The 16,876-nt window shown below is 61.4% G+C and carries 10 protein-coding genes and 1 riboswitch; of the genes, 4 read left to right on the plus strand and 6 right to left on the minus strand.

The genetic code is table 11. The features are described 5' to 3' along the window. Positions 1 to 17: 17 nt before the first annotated feature. The 3 genes from metK to HMPREF2879_RS08380 all read right to left on the minus strand — a co-directional run bounded on the left by metK (position 18) and on the right by HMPREF2879_RS08380 (position 4,243). A complete protein-coding gene (metK, locus tag HMPREF2879_RS08370; RefSeq protein WP_005506182.1) occupies positions 18 to 1,223 on the minus strand; it encodes a methionine adenosyltransferase in 1,206 nt (401 codons plus the stop codon). Positions 1,224 to 1,421: 198 nt separating this feature from the next. Continuing rightward, positions 1,422 to 3,362 (minus strand): excinuclease ABC subunit UvrC, encoded by a 1,941-nt coding sequence (uvrC, locus tag HMPREF2879_RS08375; protein WP_005506184.1) that lies wholly within the window; start codon positions 3,360 to 3,362, stop codon positions 1,422 to 1,424. Positions 3,363 to 3,562: 200 nt separating this feature from the next. After that, positions 3,563 to 4,243, minus strand: coding sequence for a lysophospholipid acyltransferase family protein (locus HMPREF2879_RS08380; protein ID WP_049359481.1), 681 nt, complete (start codon positions 4,241 to 4,243; stop codon positions 3,563 to 3,565). A 623-nt stretch (positions 4,244 to 4,866) separates the two neighbouring features. Between HMPREF2879_RS08380 and HMPREF2879_RS08385 the strand changes: the two genes are divergently transcribed. From HMPREF2879_RS08385 to HMPREF2879_RS08400, 4 genes are all read left to right on the plus strand, one after another. Beyond that, positions 4,867 to 7,284: a nitric-oxide reductase large subunit gene (locus HMPREF2879_RS08385; protein ID WP_070635268.1), complete on the plus strand. Its 2,418-nt coding sequence runs from the start codon at positions 4,867 to 4,869 to the stop codon at positions 7,282 to 7,284. Positions 7,285 to 7,286: 2 nt separating this feature from the next. Continuing rightward, on the plus strand, positions 7,287 to 8,129 hold the full coding sequence (locus tag HMPREF2879_RS08390; protein WP_070635270.1) for a transposase: 843 nt from the start codon (positions 7,287 to 7,289) through the stop codon (positions 8,127 to 8,129). Between the two features lie 286 nt (positions 8,130 to 8,415). Then, complete coding sequence (locus tag HMPREF2879_RS08395) at positions 8,416 to 9,189, plus strand: slipin family protein (RefSeq protein ID WP_005506196.1); 774 nt, start codon at positions 8,416 to 8,418, stop codon at positions 9,187 to 9,189. Positions 9,190 to 9,302: 113 nt separating this feature from the next. Beyond that, positions 9,303 to 10,166, plus strand: a complete 864-nt coding sequence (locus HMPREF2879_RS08400; protein WP_070635272.1) for a YoaK family protein — start codon at positions 9,303 to 9,305, stop codon at positions 10,164 to 10,166. Between the two features lie 478 nt (positions 10,167 to 10,644). Here the strand turns inward: HMPREF2879_RS08400 and HMPREF2879_RS08405 are convergent, their stop codons facing one another. From HMPREF2879_RS08405 to HMPREF2879_RS08415, 3 genes are all read right to left on the minus strand, one after another. Further along, the gene (locus HMPREF2879_RS08405) at positions 10,645 to 12,402 is read right to left on the minus strand and encodes a bifunctional hydroxymethylpyrimidine kinase/phosphomethylpyrimidine kinase (RefSeq protein WP_246822941.1); all 1,758 of its coding nucleotides are present in this window, start codon (positions 12,400 to 12,402) and stop codon (positions 10,645 to 10,647) included. Then, positions 12,394 to 12,604: riboswitch (TPP riboswitch) on the minus strand. (Overlaps the previous gene by 9 nt.) A 210-nt stretch (positions 12,605 to 12,814) precedes the next feature. After that, a complete protein-coding gene (locus HMPREF2879_RS08410) occupies positions 12,815 to 14,563 on the minus strand; it encodes an ABC transporter ATP-binding protein (RefSeq protein ID WP_070635274.1) in 1,749 nt (582 codons plus the stop codon). 1 nt (position 14,564) lies between these two features. After that, positions 14,565 to 16,466: an ABC transporter transmembrane domain-containing protein gene (locus tag HMPREF2879_RS08415; RefSeq protein WP_070635276.1), complete on the minus strand. Its 1,902-nt coding sequence runs from the start codon at positions 16,464 to 16,466 to the stop codon at positions 14,565 to 14,567. Positions 16,467 to 16,876 lie beyond the last annotated feature (410 nt).

Consider the following 16,876-nt stretch of genomic DNA (forward strand, 5'->3'; position numbering starts at 1 on the left):
CTCTACCCTGACAGATATTAGGAGGAGGACACTGCCGAACGCAGTGCATCCACGCGGTTCAGGCGCTCCCAGGTGAATTCCGGCTCGGTACGACCGAAGTGGCCGTGAGCTGCGGTCTTCTTGTAAATCGGGCGGCGCAAATCCAGTTCGTTAATGATTGCCAGCGGGCGCAGGTCGAAGACCTCACGCACAGCCTTCTCAATCTTGATCGGGTCGACCTTCTCGGTACCGAAGGTTTCAACGTACAGACCGACCGGCGCTGCCTGGCCGATAGCGTACGCAACCTGAACCTCGGCGCGGTCGGCAAGACCGGCACCCACAATGTTCTTCGCAACCCAACGCATTGCGTACGCTGCGGAACGGTCCACCTTCGACGGGTCCTTACCGGAGAACGCGCCACCACCGTGACGAGCCGAACCGCCGTAGGTGTCCACAATGATCTTGCGGCCGGTCAGGCCCGCGTCACCCACGGGGCCACCCTGAACGAAGCGGCCAGCGGGGTTCACAATGAACTTGGCGTTGGAGGAATCCAGCTCGACGCTACCCAGAACCGGCGCGATAACGTGCTTCTCAATGTCTGCACGCAGGTCAGCCAGGTCGTAGCTTGCGGTGTGCTGGCTCGAAACAACCACGGTATCCACGGAGACAGGCACGTTGTTCGAATCGTAGCCGAGGGTCACCTGAGTCTTGCCGTCGGGGCGCAGCTCGGTCAGCAGGCCGTCCTTACGGACCTTGGTCAGACGCTCAGAGAGGCGGTGCGCCAGCCAAATCGGGGCGGGCATCAGCACGTTGGTCTCGTTGGATGCGTAACCGAACATGATGCCCTGGTCGCCCGCACCCTGGCGGTCGTACTCGTCAGCAGCAATGCCCTGACGAACCTCGAGGGACTCGTACACGCCGGCGTTAATGTCCGGGGACTGCTCGCCAATGGACACGGACACGCCGCAGAACTCACCGTCGAAGCCGCGGGTAGAGGAATCGTAGCCGATACCCAGAATGGTCTCGCGCACGATGGAGGGGATTTCGACGTAGCTGGAGGTGGTCACCTCACCAGCAACATGCACCTGACCGGTGGTTACCATGGTCTCCACAGCAACATTCGCTGCGGGGTCCTGGGCGATGATACCGTCAAGGATGGCGTCAGAAATCTGGTCACAAATCTTATCGGGGTGGCCTTCAGTCACCGACTCGCTGGTGAATAGGCGCAGATGGTTATTACTCACGGTTTCCACTCTACTGGTTGAGGGCGCGCGAAGATAGCGCGCTCGTAATGATGACGGTTTCCTTCAATTATGACACGTTTGTTAAGCGCCATTACGAGGCGGGGTGCTGCGTTCACACCCCGGGCGGGCCTTCACCCAGCGCCAGCCAGAGGATTAGGTCAGCGCCAGCAGGCACTTAGGCCAGCGCCAGCCAGAGGATTAGGTCAGCGCCGCCAGAATCTTCTGAGCCAACGCCGGACCAATACCCGGCACCGCCGTCAGCTCCTCGGCGCTCGCCTGCTTAATCTGAGCCACCGACCCGAAATGCTTAATCAGCGCGGAACGCTTCACCTCGCCCAGACCGGGCACCTCATCCAGGGCGGAGGCTACCATCGCCTTACCGCGCTTAGAACGGTGGAAGGTGATAGCGAAACGGTGCGCCTCATCGCGGATGCGCTGCACCAGGTACAGCGCCTGCGAGGTGCGCGGCAGCACGACCGGGTAGTCGTCGTCCGGCAGCCACAGTTCCTCCAGGCGCTTAGCGATGCCGGCAACGTACACGTCCGTAATGCCCAGGTCGCTCAGCGCGGCGGATGCGGCAGCCACCTGCGGCGGACCGCCGTCCACGAGCACCAGGTTCGGCGGGTAGGCAAACTTCGCAGGCTCGGGTGTGGAGGCGTCAATCTCGCCGGAGTGCACGGGCGCGGCTTCGCGTTCCGCCTGCTGCGCCAGGTGCCTCTTGAAGCGGCGCGTAATGACGTCGTACATGCTGGCGGTATCGTCACGCGCGGCGTCGCCGGTAATGCTGTAGGTGCGGTAGGCGTTCTTCGCGGGCATGCCGTCCTCAAAGACGACCATGGAGGCAACCACGTTCGTGCCCTGCACATGCGAAATGTCGTAGCACTCGATGCGCAGCAGCGGGTCCGGCAGTTCCAGCGCTTCCTGCAGCTCCACGAGGGAGGCGCTGCGGGTGGTCAAATCGCCCGCACGGCGACTCTTGTGCAGGGTCAGCGACTGGCGCGCATTCTCGGCAACCGTCTTCATGAGTTCTGCCTTGTCGCCGCGCTGCGGGACGCTAATCTCCACGGGGCCGCCGCGCACCTCCGCCAGCCAGGACGCCAGCTGCTCCTTATTCTCGGGCTCCACCGGCACGAGCACGGAACGCGGAATATCGTAGCTGTTCAGGCTCTTCTCGGCGTCCTTCTGGGAGGCGAGGCTCGCCGCAATATCGCTGTACACCTGCGCGATGAGCTGCTCGATGAGCTGTGCGTCGGTGCTGTCGTTGACCTTCTCCACGATCCAGCCGCGCTGGCCGCGGATCCTGCCGCCGCGCACGAAGAACACCTGAACGGACGCCTCCAGGTCGTCCTCAGCGTAGGCGAACAGGTCAGCATCCACGGTCGCGCCGAGCACCACGGCGTTACGCTCAAACGCCTTAGTCAGCGCGGCAATATCGTCACGAAGAATCGCGGCGCGCTCAAAGTCCATATCAGCGGCGGCGGCCTTCATTTCTGCGGTCAACTGGGCGATATGCTTCTCAGCGCCACCACCCATAAACCGGGTCAGCCCGCGCGCCAACTCGCGATGCTCCTCGGCGCTAATCTTGCCCACGCACGGCGCCGCGCACTTATCGATATAGCCGAGCAGGCAGGGCCGGCCACTATTCTTCGCGCGGTTGAACACGCCGTTCGTGCAGGTACGCACCGGGAAAACGCGCAGTAGCGCATCCAGGGTTTCACGAATCGCCCACGCCTGCGAGTACGGCCCAAAATAGCGCACGCCCTTACGGCGCTCGCCGCGAGTGACCATCGCGCGCGGGTACACGTCATTGACGGTAATCGCCAGGTACGGGTACGACTTATCGTCGCGGAACGCAATGTTGAAGCGCGGCGAAAACTCCTTAATCCAGGTGTATTCAAGCTGCAGCGATTCCATCTCGCTCGCCACCACGGTCCACTCCACGCTCGCCGCTGTATGCACCATCGCGTAGGTCTTCGGGCTCAGCGTCTGCGGGGACGCAAAATAGCTGTTGAGGCGGTTGCGCAGGTTCTTCGCCTTGCCCACGTAGATGACGCGGCCGTCGGCATCGCGGAAACGGTAAACGCCCGGGTCGGTGGGGATTTCGCCGGGGGCGGGGCGGTAGCTGGAAGGCTCTGCCATGGGTACTTTCTCCTCGCTCTACTGGGCTTGACGGTGCTTCTCTACGGGGGTCGGTGCGGGGTTGCCACTGCTGGGCTACCGGGGTCATCCCAGGCTCGCGCATACGACAAACCGCGCATCCTGCACCCATCTCCCCCAAAGCGCGGGGGTCGGTGCGTGAATGCGCGGTTTAAGTCTACGCGGTATAGGCGGCGCGTGCCCTAGCCTGCGTCACGTGCGGCTGAGGGCGAAACGTTGTACTCGTGCTTTCGTGCCTGACCGGACAGCTGAGCAATCTCATTCATGATCGTGTCGGTGGTGACGCGGCGCTGCTTGCCGGTCATCTTCTCGCCGGTCTTCTCAAAGTAGAGCGGCTTGCCCACACGAATCGTGAAGCGGCGCGGGTAAATCATGTTCGAGCCGGGCTTCTGCAGGCGGTCGGTGCCAATCAGACCAACCGGAACCACGGGCGCGCCGGTCATGTGCGCCAGCCACGCCACACCAATCTTGCCGCGGTACAGGTAGCCGTCGCGGGAGCGGGTGCCCTCGGGGTAAATGCCGAAGACCTTACCCTCCTGCAGCTTCTCCAGGGCAATATCGAGTGCCTTGAGCGATTCGGAACGGTCGGAGCGGTTCACGGGAATGATGTCCACGGCTTCGAAGAATGCCTTCATCATCTTGCCGCGCGGGCCGGGGGTGTTCACGTACTCAGCCTTGGCGAGGAACGCCACGCGGCGCGGCATCATGGCGGAAATAATGATGGAGTCCAGGAAGGACAGGTGGTTGGAGGCGACAATCACCGGGCCGGTGGCGGGGAAGTTTTCGAGTCCGGTCACGCGGGCGCGGAAGACGGTGCGCAGGATTCCGGTGACTGCTTTCTGGGTGGATTTGTAGAGAAGCACGTGAACTCTCCTGAGGTGCCGATAGATTGCGGGCTGTGGCGGCGGTCCGCCGTGGATGCGGGGTAAGTGGCCCCTTCTGAGGGTACACCGTGTGGGTGCACAGAATCTGTACTGAAAAAATTTGTACTGTGTTTAGTAGTACCGAGTTTTATTATTCCACACCCGAGTGTAGGAACCTGAGGGGTGCCGCATTCCCCTTCCACATGCTGGGATGCGCCTCCCACCAATAATTTCGGCAAGATTTCCGGTAGAAGCTCAAGTAGAAGCCCGAGTAGGAACCCGAGTAAGAGTCCTGATTGAGGGAGCCTGCATAGCTTCCGCCCTATGTTCCCCCGTTGCAGGCTGGTAAGTAGTCACGGAAGCTAAGGATTCAACCTCAACGTAACATTCGAACTTTTTTGCCTTGTAACTGTGGCTTTTATGCCTGAATACGCCTGTCATATTGTGACGATACGTCAGCAAAGTTTCGTAAATACGCATTTAATATGCAAAAATGAGAGCAGGGTGGGCTGTCGCACCTCCCTCAAGGACGATTCACCCTGAACATAGTGAGCCGCCCCTCCAGCGGATGTGCGTCGGAACCACTCCACCTACACAATCCACGCACACTGGAGACATACACTATGGCTACAAAACCCGTCTCGCGTGCGCAGGCAGCAAAGATTGCCCGCCGCTCAGACACGGTCGGTGCCTATGCCGGAAAAGGCTGGGTACAGGCTGTTGCGTTTGTGATGCTCCTGGGCTTCACCATTATGGCAGTCCTTGCAATGCGCACCTACGCACTCTCCATGCCGCTCCCCGATAAAATCGTCGGCAACGACGGCAAAACTATCGCAACCCAAGAACAGATCCTGCACGGTCAGGAACTGTTCCAGGGACGCGGCCTGCAGCAGTACGGATCCGTGCTCGGTCACGGTGCCTACCTCGGCCCCGACTACACTGCAGAATACCTGCGCCTGACCACCGATGCTGCCGTCAAGGAGTACCGTGAACAGGGCAAGCAGGACCCCCGCGAACTCGTCAAGAACGAGTGGCGCAAGGAGAACAAGTACGACGAGCAGACTAAGACCATCACCTGGTCCGCTGGTGAGACCAAGGGCTACCAGCTCATGCTCAAGCACTACCGTGAAACCCTCATGAAGGGTGACACCTCGCAGGGCCTGTTCCCCGACGCCATTAAGAACGACGAAGAACTGCACGACCTCGTCGCATTCTTCGGCTGGACCGCATGGGCATCGGCGGCAGACCGCCCCGACCAGCCCTACTCCTACACCAACAACTGGCCTTCCGAACCCAACGTGGACAACAAGCCCACCGCGGATCTGATGGTCTGGTCGGCACTCTCCCTGATTGCCCTCATCGGTGGTACCGGTCTGATGTTCGCCATCTACGGCCGCTGGTCCCGCGCTATCGGCTGGCACGCGGAAGAGGCACCCGTCCTCGACTTCCGTCAGCCCGACGAAGTTCGCCTGACCCCCTCGCAGAAGGCAGCCTGCCTGCTCTTCGCAACGATCCTGGTGCTGTTCCTGCTGCAGGCTCTGGTGGGTGCACTCACCGAGCACTACCGTGAAGAACTCACCGGCTTCTTCGGTATCGACATGGGCCAGCTGTTGCCCTACACGGTATCTCGAACCTGGCACCTTCAGCTCTCCCTCTTCTGGACCGCAGGCGCGTTCCTGGCGGGCGGTATCTTCATCGCCCCGCTGATTACCCGCCGCGAACCCAAGAAGCAGGGCCTGCTTACCTACGTTCTCATCGGCGCCGTGGTCTTCGTGGTCCTCGGCTCGCTGCTGAACGAATGGTTCTCTCAGAAGGGCCTCATCCCCAAGGAACTCACCGGCTTCTTCTCGCAGCAGTGGGAGTTCCTGGACCTGCCGCGATTCTTCCAGATCCTGCTCACCGCGGGTATGTTCATCTGGATCGTCATCGTCTGGCGTACCCTCTCCTCCCGCCTGAAGGGCTCGAAGAAGACCTCCCTGCCGTGGCTGTTCCTCTTCTCCGGCCTGGCCATCCCCATGTTCTACGCGGTCGGCCTGCTCGCAGGTCAGCGTACTCACGTGACCGTCGCCGAATTCTGGCGATTCTGGGTGGTTCACCTCTGGGTGGAGGACTTCCTCGAACTTTTCACCACCGTCATGGTGGCGTACATCTTCGTGCTGCTCGGTGTGGTCCGCGAGCGCATCGCGATCTCCATCATCATGATGGACGCTGTGCTCTACTCCGTCGGTGGTGTGATCGGTACTCTGCACCACACCTACTTCGTCGGTACCCCCTCCGAACAGATGGCATTCGGTGCGTTCTTCTCGGCTGCTGAGGTTATCCCGCTGACCTTCCTGACCGTTGAGGCGTGGGGCTTCATGCAGCTGGGTGCTCGCCAGTACTCCAACCGCACCAAGCCTTTCCCGCACCGTTGGGCTGTTATGTTCCTGATTGCTGTGGGCTTCTGGAACTTCCTCGGCGCAGGTGTGTTCGGCTTCCTCATCAACCTGCCGATCGTGTCCTACTTCGAGATTGGTACGGCACTGACCGCAAACCACGCACACGCCTCCATGATGGGTGTGTACGGTATGCTCGCGATTGCGTTCGCGGTGTTTGGTCTGCGCTACCTGCTCCCGGAGAACAAGTGGCCGGAGAAGGGTCTGAAGTTCTCCTTCTGGACCCTGAACATTGGTCTGCTGTGGATGTCCTTCATCTCGCTGCTGCCGCTGGGTATTGCTCAGCTGTACAAGTCCGTGGGTGAGGGCTACTACGAGGCTCGTTCCTTCGCGTTCATTCACGACGGTGCTTCCGCCGTGATGGGTTGGATGCGTATGCCCGGTGACGTGATCTTCCTGGTCGGCATCATCCCGCTGATTAAGCTGGCGCTGCTGGGTATCAAGGAGATTTTCTCCAAGAACGCTAAGGAAACCGTCCTGGAGCTGCCCGAACCGCCGCTGTACGAGGTGGTTGAGGACGCTCGCATCGCAGAGTTCGCCGGCGCTCAGGATGCCGAGGAGCTGCCCGAGCAGACCAGCCCCTACCGTAGCGATCGTCGAGGCTAACCATGCCTGAGCAGATTGCTGGAGTTTCTTTCCTCGTGTGGCTGGCCTGCGTGTACGCGCTCGGTCTGGTCGCCGTGGGTTGGGGCTTCGATATTCTCGCCAAGCGCACCAGCCAGCGCATGGTGGCGGCGCGAACCTTCGGGTTCACCTACCACCAAGAGAGCGACGCGTGGCTCTGCCCCGAAGACCAGTGGCTGTGGGCGACCGCATTCGACTCGGATAACCGAGTGATGCGTTACCGCGCCAAGCCCAGCGTGTGCAACACCTGCCCGATTAAGGACAGCTGCACCGTCTCGGCGAACGGCCGCGAGCTCACCCGCGAAGTGGATGAATGGCCCTACTCCGAGTCGGGTCGTTTCCACCGCGGGCTGGCGGTTGCCGTGTCGCTGCTGGGCGTGGTCATGCTGATTGGTGCCGCTATCGTCTGGCACTCCCCGCTGGAGCTTCTGGTGGAGGGTGCCGCCGCGGTGGTCTGCCTGTCGCTGACCTACCCGCTGGCCGTGAAGCTCATGCGTTCCCCCGCGAACTTCGAGAACGATCCGAAGCATATTCACGCATCCACCGCTGACGAATCGGTGAACGTGAAGATGGACCGTTTCGCGGCGAAGTGGGGTGGCGTGTCGAATGAGCGTAAGCGCCGTACCGAGCAGACCCGCAAGCAGATGATTGCGGAGGCAACCCTGCCGGTTCGTACCTCTGCCCTCGACCCGGACCGCCCCGCATGGAGCGGTACCGGCACCTCGGTTAAGCGACTGCACAAGACCACGAATGAGGTCCTGCAGGAGCAGAACCTGGCTGAGGTTGAGGCTGCCGAAAAACTGGCAGAGCAGATGGCGAAGAAGTAGCGCTGCACAAGTTTTTCCGTTCCGGCGGCTGACCGGTCGATTGGTCCCGTCTGTTAGCTTCGGCGGCCACCCCGTGTGGAATTCTCTTTTATTCCTCTTTTGAGTTTTCCATGCGGGGTGCCGCTAAAGCACCGACCGCCGCGAGGTACGCCGGGACGGAAAATTCCCCTCCCAAAACTCCCCCACACACAGCCCGGTACCGGGCACCCCCTACTACCTGCACCGTACGAGGCGCGGGCAGGTGGGCACACATACCGTCCTCCCCCAATATTTGTGAAGGAAAACCATGGATCCCGTCACTCTGGCAACTATCCTCATCCCAGTTGCCGTCATTGTTCTTTTTATTCTGATTCGTATGTTCCGCGTCATCCCCGAATACGAGCGTGGCATCTCTTTCCGCTTCGGTCACCTGCGTTCGGAGCTGAAGCCCGGCCTGAACGTCGTCTTCCCCCTCGTTGACTCCCTGCAGCGCGTTGATATGCGTGTTATCACCCTGACCATTCCCCCGCAGGAAGTCATCACCAAGGACAACGTTCCCGCCCGCGTGAACGCCGTGGTTCTCTTCCGCGTGACCAACGCCAAGAACGCGGTGCTTGAGGTTGAGAACTACCCGATTGCCACCAGCCAGATCGCGCAGACTACCCTGCGTTCCCTGCTCGGCCGCGTTGACCTGGACACCCTGCTCGCACACCGCGAGGACCTGAACGAGGACCTGCGTTCCATCATCGGTTCGCGCACCGAGCCGTGGGGTATTCAGGTGGAGCTCGTCGAAATCAAGGACGTTGAGATTCCCGAGGCTATGCAGCGCGCCATGGCTCGCGAGGCTGAGGCTGAGCGTGAGCGCCGTGCAAAGATCATTTCGGCACGCGGTGAGCTGGAGGCCTCCAGCGAGCTGAAGGAAGCATCCGACATTCTGAGCCAGTCCCCCGCTTCCCTGCAGCTGCGTTACCTGCAGACCCTGCTGGAGCTGGGTGCCGACCAGAACTCGACCGTGGTCTTCCCGCTGCCCATGGACGTGATCGGTCCGCTCGTGGGTGCACTCAAGGGCGAGAGCAAGTAGACTGTAGACCTTGCACCTTCTGAGGCGCCTACGTGCCTACCGCAAAAACCTCGAGTACCATAGGTGCTCGAGGTTTTTGTATGCCCGGATCTTTTTCACCACCGAGGACCACGATGACTACCCGCTTTGCACTTTTTCTTTCCAGGATTCCAACTCCGCGCCGCTACGGGCGGATTATGGCGCTTCTCCTAGCATCCCTGGGGGGAGCGGTAGATGTTTTCTCTCATATTCATTACAAAGCTTTGGTTGCCACGCAGACCGGTAATTTTATCCTTCTCATTGCTGATATGAGTCACAGTTCGCAGCACGCTATTCACCTGCGTTGGCTCTCAGTGATTTTCTTTAGCCTGGGGTACCTGGGCGGTCATCTTCTGCACGATCTTTTGGGGCAGAGGGCACACCTGAAACACTGGCGCATTTTTACTCTGGTGCCCTTCCTCCTCGTCTGTTTTGTGACTCCTCTGATTCACCGGGTGAGCGAGCACGGGGTTCAGGTGGGGGCGTTAGCGTTCACTATTGGCCTGCTCATTCATGCACTTGCAGACACCCGTATTGGTGAGAACCCGTTTTCCCTGTTTATGACCAGCGGAAATTGGCGCAAAATGTTAAGCGCCTGGTACACGGCCGGCGCTCTCTATACCCGTGCTATAGCTAATGCTTGCAGCACCCGGAGGGAGCGTGTTGTTAGAAGGCGTGTTGAGGCTCGTCACCCGTCAGCGGATACCTCCCCCGCCCGGTCTGAGGACGAAGAACGCCGCACCCGCAGACGTGCTCTGATGACGGCTTTAGATTACTCCCTGGTGGTCGGAGGATTTGTCGCCGGTGTGATTGCGATGGCTCTTATAAATCAGCTGGTAGGTAGTATCTCTCTGTGGTTTGCCGGGTGTTTGGCAGCTGGAGCGTTCTGGCTGGGGTTCCGGACCGAGAAAAATGAAGATGCGGAGAACGAAGCGGCGGCTCAGAGCTCAGCTCAATAAATCAGAACTAGGTTCGGCAGGTCAGAACTAAACTCGGCAACTCAGAGCTAGCCCAGCTCCCCTTCCCTGACGCATTAGCCTGATGCACTAGCCGCGGCGGCTGATTCGCAGCGGTTAGACATATAGAAATATCCCGTGCAGATGAGAGTATCTGCACGGGATATTTCTATGCCGAACATTCTTCGCGAAAGCTAGAAGGAAGGTGTTTGGCCCGCCGCGGGGGTTGGATGAGGTGGTTGCGACGGGCCAAACTGGTCGGTTACACGCCGTAGAGGTGCGGGCGCGGCAGGTACATCAGCCAGTTGGGTGAGGGCCGGAATCCTACCGCTAACGGTTTTCACCGACGCCTTAAGCATAACCGGCACAACCCCCGAACCAGTGGTAGCTTGAGTGAAGCATCAATCACCCATCTCACGCCATGCCGGGGCGGTATTCAGCCCGAAAACCGGCACCTATCATCTAGCGCAGAGCTAGTCTTCTAGCGCAGTGCCCGGTGTGCCTGGTCAAAGAACTCACGCTCGTACACGCACGCCGACAGGTACGCCCGCGCCGCACGCACACGCTGAGCCGGTGAAGCCGCCTCAAACGCACGCTCCACCTCCGCGAGGCTACGCGCCACATCCGCGGCAAACTCTTCGCCACCGTACATGCTCAACCACTCCGCGTACGGGTGATCCGCGTGATTCTGCGAGGAGAGCACAGCGCCCACCTCTTCGTACAGCCAGTAGCAGGGCAAGATAGCGGCGGCACCGACCACGTAATCATCACCGGCAGCGGAGGCACGCAGGAAATTCGTGTACCCCATCGTAATCGGTGAGGGCCCACCCAGACGCGCACGGTTCGCCAGCCAGCCCTCGTGCAGCTGCGATTCGGCGGCAATCGCCTCATGCGCACCGGCGGCCCAGTGCACCTGCGCCTCAGCGGTGTCAGCACGCGCCGAGAGAGTCGCGAGCGCACGCGAATAATCCCGCAGGTAGAGGGCGTCCTGGTCCAGGTAGAAGGCGAACAGGTCCTCGTCGAGGGTTCCGTCACCGAGGGCACGCACGAAGGGCAGGTCCAGGATCTGGTGCCAGGTTTCGCCACCGGCTGCCCAGAGGGCGGCGGTCCAGGGACCGGCGGGCTTTACGACGGCTTCACCGGCGGGTACGGGGCTGACCGGCAGCAGACGCTCCGGGCTGGTGCCGTCCAGAGTATTGCCCTCAGAGTCGGTGGTGGCGAGCAGGTGATGCCACGGGTACGCGGAGGCGGCAGCCTCCAGGCGGCGAGCACGGGCGGCGTGATCCACCGGGCCGTGGCCCTCACCGGAGCCGACCTGCAATCCGGCACCTGCGGCGATGGATTCGTGGAGCCAGCGGGTGCTCCACTGCAGGGCGCGGTGGGTATCGTCGCTGGTCAGAGTGTTCTTCTCGCCCGCAGAAGATTCTGCGGCTTCGGTGTGCTGCAGCAGCTCCACGCCCAGGCGGGTTGCCAGCGAGGAGGACAGGGAGCATCCGGTGCCGTGCGTATTGCGGCTGTCCAGACGCGGGGTGCGCACGTGCGCGCAGGTGCCGTCCGGGAAGACCGCGGTGTTACCGGCGTCCTGACCGCACAGGTGGCCGCCCTTCACAATCACGGTGGTTCCGGTCGCCGCCGCAAGGTTTGCCGCCTGCTCATGCGCCTCATCAAAGGTCTGGGCGGGCTCCTTCTGGCAGAGCACGGCAAGCTCCGGAATGTTCGGGGTAATCACATTCACGAGCGGCACGAGGTCGCGCAGCGCCTGCTCCGCTTCCGCCTGCAGCAGGCGGTCACCGCTGGAAGCAATCATGACCGGGTCGAGCACGACCAGGGGCACGGGGTGCTCGCTCAGCCAGGTGCGGACGGTGCGAATCGTGTCTGCGTCGCCGAGCATGCCGATTTTCACGGCGTCAACCGTGACGTCATCAAAAACGGCGGCAAGCTGCGCGGTCAAAAATTCCAGGGGCGGGGTGAATACTTCACGAACCCCGCACGTGTTTTGGGCGACCAGTGAGGTGGTCACACACATGCCGTAACCGCCGGATGCGGCAATGGACTTGAGGTCCGCCTGGATACCTGCACCGCCGGAGGGGTCGGTTCCCGCAATGGAGAGAACCCTCGGCACCCGAGCTGTCTGGGGTACCCCGGATGCTCCGGAGGCGCTCGCGCCGGGTGCAGGGTTGGAGAGGGTCGAGGGGTTGGAGGTGGGTGCGCACGAGGGCGCGGTAGGCTGCTCTGCCATGATCGATAATCCCTTCGCTAGTTCGAACTAGAGCAGGTTCAATGGGTGATTCTCTCAGCCTTGAGTGTTATTACGCCGTTTCGTGCGCCCGCTGTGCTGTAGCTCTTCGCTGTGCCGTAGCCCTTCGTTGGGCGGTCAGTTGGGCGGTCAGTTGGGCGGGTTAGCGGGTCGCGGGCGTCTCAAGGCACCCCATATCGCTCTGCCAGGTTATCACAATGATTCTCCGTAGCTAAAAGTTCTGCGGGTAACAAGTGAATCTCTCCGAAATTTTCGTTTGAGTCTTGCACTCTTGCGAGTGCTCCCGCCGCCGATTTCAGTGCACCCTTGTACGGAAACCACCCGTTAAACACGTAGTGCCCGGCACCGCTTCACACGGTACCGGGCACTATCAGCCGGGCACTATCAGCCGGGTTTAGGTCAGGGCGAAAATCTCTGCCGGTGAACCCTCCGCAATGATCCTGCCCTCGTGCAGCAGGACCGCGCGGTCAGCCAGGGAGGCGATACGCGCATCGTGCGAAATGATCAGCACCGCACGGTTCGCCAGCACGGCGCGCAGGGACTCGGTTGCGTCCGCGAGCTCCAGCTGGGTGGTGGACTCGTCCAGAATCACGGCGTGCGGGTCGGCAAGCACGATACGTGCCAGTGCCAGCTGCTGAATCTGGTCGCGAGTCAGGGGCGAATCCGCGCCGCTGACGACGGTGTCCATGCCCTGCGGCAGGTCGCGCCACCAGCGGGCACCGACAGCGTCCAGGGCCTCACCCATCTGCTCGACGGTTGCATCCGGCACGACCACCGTGAAGTTATCGGCGAGGGTGCCGAAGAAGACATGTGCCTCCTGGGTGCAGACCAGCAGGCGCGGGCGGCCATCGGCGGCGGCATCGGTCGGGAAGTCGCCGTGACCGACCGGGCGACCCATCACGGTGATGGTGCCTTCCAGGGCGGTCAGCGAACCACCGATCAGACGGGCCAGGGTGGTCTTACCCGAACCGGAACGACCCACCAGGGCGAGCGCCTCACCGCGGCGAATCTTCAGGTTGATGCCTTCAAGCACCAGGGCGTCCGGCGAGTAGCCGTAGGAGACGTCGGTGCAGTCAATGGCGTACTCCGGGTTCTTCACGGCTTCATCCGACACCTTGGAGGAGGCCTCGGCCCGGTGCTGTGCGCGCTCCTCACGCTGCTTCTTCGCCAGGGAGACCACACCAAACACGCGGCCCATGTTCACGAGCATGATGCGCAGGCTGCTGACGTGGTGGTTCAGCATGTCGGCGAGGGTTCGCAGGCTGAAGACCATGACCGAGGCGGTCGCTACGGCACCCCAGCTTGCCCAGCCGATAGCCACGCAGGCGGCGCCCCAGAGCATGCACAGAATCGTGGGAATCCATGCGTTGATGGCATCCACGGTGAAGTACAGCTGGCGGATGCGCACCATGCCCAGCTGCGCGGCGAACTGGCGCTTGTTCTCACCGGCGAAGGCGTCCTCGCGGGCGGTGTGAACGCCCAGCTCACGGATCGTGGAGGTGCCGCGAATGTTCTCGGTCAGCACGCTGTTGAGGTCGCTCACGCGCTCCTGAGCGGTCTGGTTGCGTGCCGCCATGAGCGGCAGCATCTTCGACATGATGAGGGCAAGACCGGCAATCATGGGTAGCATAATCAGACCCATTGCCGGGCTCACAAACGCCAGGGAGATCGTGGAAACCAGGAAGTACAGGACCACGTAGATTGCACCGAGAAGGTCTGTGCTGACAGCGTTTGCTGCCGAGGACAGGTCGTCGGTCACGCGGGTGAGCAGGTCGCCGCTGCCGGCTTCTTCCACGGTGCGTGCGTCCAGGTCGAGGGTGCCGTCGAGGGTGTCCTGGTTGGCATCACGGGTGACGAGCGCACCCAGTCGCGCAGCACTGTACGAGGAGACCATGAGGGTTATCGCCTGCACGATGAATGCCGCCAGGATAATCAGAATCGGCTGCCACGGGTAGCTGGAGAACTTGCCCGCCACCACGTCGTCCACGGTGGCACCAATCTGCAGGGGCACCACCGCACCCATGAGGGTGCTGACCATGTAGATGACGAAGGTGTAGAGGGCTCGCCCCTTATGCGCTGCGAGGTAGTTCCACATGCGGCGTGCCACGTAGGCGGGGCTTTCGATGGGGAGCTGCTTTGCCATGCTAGTTCACCTCCTGATTCTGAGTGGTTGCGGGGGTTTCTGCCTGAGCGACGGGGTAGCCGTCGCGTTCCATGCGGCGGGTCGTCTCCGCGGTCGTGGAGACAACGTAGACCTGCTCCAAATCCTGCAGCAGGCCGGGGTAGCCGACGGGCAGGCGGTCGCTACCGACCTGGGTTTCCATCGCATCGTAGATGTAACGCTGGCTGGGTTCGTCCACGGAGTTCAGCGGCTCGGTCAGGATGAGCACCTGCGCATCCTGTGCGAGTGCGCGGGCGAGTGCCAGACGCTGACGCTGACCACCGGAGAGGTTCGCGCCTTCGCTGGTGATGCGGGCGGCGAAGTAGTCTTCGGGGTTGCGTCCGCCCAGTCGGTAGGCGATTTCGCGGGAGTCGGTAATCTTCAGCAGTTCCTCATCCTTTGCCTGTGCCAGCTCCTCGTCGGGATTCGGCACGGTGCCCAGGCGCAGGTGCTCCTGCAGGGTTCCAGCGAAAATCATGGGGTTGGGTTCGCTCAGCAGCACGCGGCGGCCGGAGGCATCCTTGAGGTCCTCTCCCCCGTGTCGCAGGGTGCGGGCAAGCGCCTCAGCGTAGTCTTGCGCGGTGAGGTTGTAGTCGCGCGGGTTGACGTACACGATGCGCGGGTTGCTTGCACCGGCGGGGGCGACGGGTACGGGCACCTCCAGGGTGCTTGCTTCGACTGTCTGTTCGACGCGTGCCAGCTGCGCCATTTCTTCGTCGGTGCGCGGGCTCTTCAGCACGCCCTGGCGTACGCCAGCGTGACCTTCGAGGCGGGCGACCTTGGCGAGCGCAATCTTGGCGTAGCGCCATGCGGTGAGGAAGTTCTGGGTAATCCAGATGGGGCCGCCCATCATCGCGATAATGGAGGCGACGGTCACCAGGGACGCGGCGGGGGTGTCGGATACCCAGCGGCCGTTTTCGACGTGGCCGGTGAGGGCGAAGCCGATGCCGAGCAGGGTCACGGCGCCGCCGAGCAGCGCGCGGATGAGGTACATCCAGCGGTGCGTCTTTTCGTAGCGCATGTAGCTGTCGAAGACTTCGTCGGTGCCGCGGTGGTAGCGTTCACGCATCTGCTCTTCGGCGCCGAGACCGGCGATGGTGCGCAGACCGGTGGCGATGTCGGAGGCGCGTGAGGAGGCTTCGCCGTCCTTTTCGCGGTATTCGCCGATCTTGGATTCGAGGAAGGTCGAGTACCAGGCGATAACGCCGACCACGATAATCGTGCCGATGAGGGTGACAATCGCTGTGACGGGGTTGATCAGCCAAAGCTGCACGGCACCGAGGGTCGCGATGATCATGGCGTTGACGAATAGCGGCAACGAGAAGTAGACGTCCGTAATGCGGCGTACGTCTTTGTTCATGACGGTGACCGCTTCGCCGGAGTCTACGCCAGCGCGGGTGCGCCCCATGAGCCGGTTGATGTAGATGCGCCAGTCGCGGCTAAGTTCCGCGCTGAGGGTCATGGAGGTGCCCCAACCGAAGAACTCGTTGATCACGATGAAGGTGATGGCTGCGACGACTACCCAGAACATGGGCCAGGCGTCGGGGGCTTTGCCGGCGATGTGCTGGTTGATGAATTGACCCACCATGACGGGGATAAGAATCGCACCGGTACCCGCGGTGGTTTCACCCACGACGGGGATTGCCCAGCGGTGCCAGGGGTATTTGTATCCGGGTGCGGTGACTCGCAGGGCGAGGCGCTTTTTGAGGGCTTCCTCTTCGGCCTTGCGCTGTTCGCTACCGGTTACTTCCTGTGCAGCTTTTTTCTGCGCAGTTTTCTTCTGAGCGGCTTTTTCCTGCGTGGTTTTGTTATGCATGGATTCTTCATGCGTAGCTTCTTCACGCGCGGCGTTTTCTTGTGCCTTGTCAGCGTTGTATTCAGTCATTCAACGTCTCTCCTTTCTCTTACCCTATTCCTTTATCAATGTGGCACGCAACACTATTTGCACCATAGATGGGCGTGTCGTCATTTATGCAACGTATTTTGGAGTTTGTATCAGCCGCTCAACATGCACCGACATCAATCGGCGGATTCTGCATCTACGCGGTAATCTATGCGGCTTGGAGGCCTACGTTTTCGACCTTCTGAGCACCAGGTTTTTGCACCACTGCACTTTTAGTGCTTTGTTCTACACTACACGAATTTGGGGAATTCCCGCGTTAGCGCGGCACCGCGCCTCCCGAACGCCCTATATACGCCCCGCGAAGGAACCGCGAACCACCCCGCAAAGATACAGCGAACACCCCGCAAACACTCCGTGAGTACCCGTTTGTTCCCTCGTAACGATAACGCCCC

It is taken from the genome of Rothia sp. HMSC069C04 (assembly GCF_001812895.1).
GTDB lineage: Bacteria > Actinomycetota > Actinomycetes > Actinomycetales > Micrococcaceae > Rothia.

Excerpts from the sequence above, each read along its gene's own strand:
- uvrC (WP_005506184.1), bottom strand. The coding sequence starts at position 3,362 with ATGGCAGAGCCTTCCAGCTACCGCCCCGCCCCCGGCGAAATCCCCACC.
- HMPREF2879_RS08385 (WP_070635268.1), top strand. The coding sequence starts at position 4,867 with ATGGCTACAAAACCCGTCTCGCGTGCGCAGGCAGCAAAGATTGCCCGC.
- HMPREF2879_RS08390 (WP_070635270.1), top strand. The coding sequence starts at position 7,287 with ATGCCTGAGCAGATTGCTGGAGTTTCTTTCCTCGTGTGGCTGGCCTGC.
- HMPREF2879_RS08395 (WP_005506196.1), top strand. The coding sequence starts at position 8,416 with ATGGATCCCGTCACTCTGGCAACTATCCTCATCCCAGTTGCCGTCATT.
- HMPREF2879_RS08400 (WP_070635272.1), top strand. The coding sequence starts at position 9,303 with ATGACTACCCGCTTTGCACTTTTTCTTTCCAGGATTCCAACTCCGCGC.
- HMPREF2879_RS08405 (WP_246822941.1), bottom strand. The coding sequence starts at position 12,402 with ATGGCAGAGCAGCCTACCGCGCCCTCGTGCGCACCCACCTCCAACCCC.
- HMPREF2879_RS08410 (WP_070635274.1), bottom strand. The coding sequence starts at position 14,563 with ATGGCAAAGCAGCTCCCCATCGAAAGCCCCGCCTACGTGGCACGCCGC.
- HMPREF2879_RS08415 (WP_070635276.1), bottom strand. The coding sequence starts at position 16,466 with ATGACTGAATACAACGCTGACAAGGCACAAGAAAACGCCGCGCGTGAA.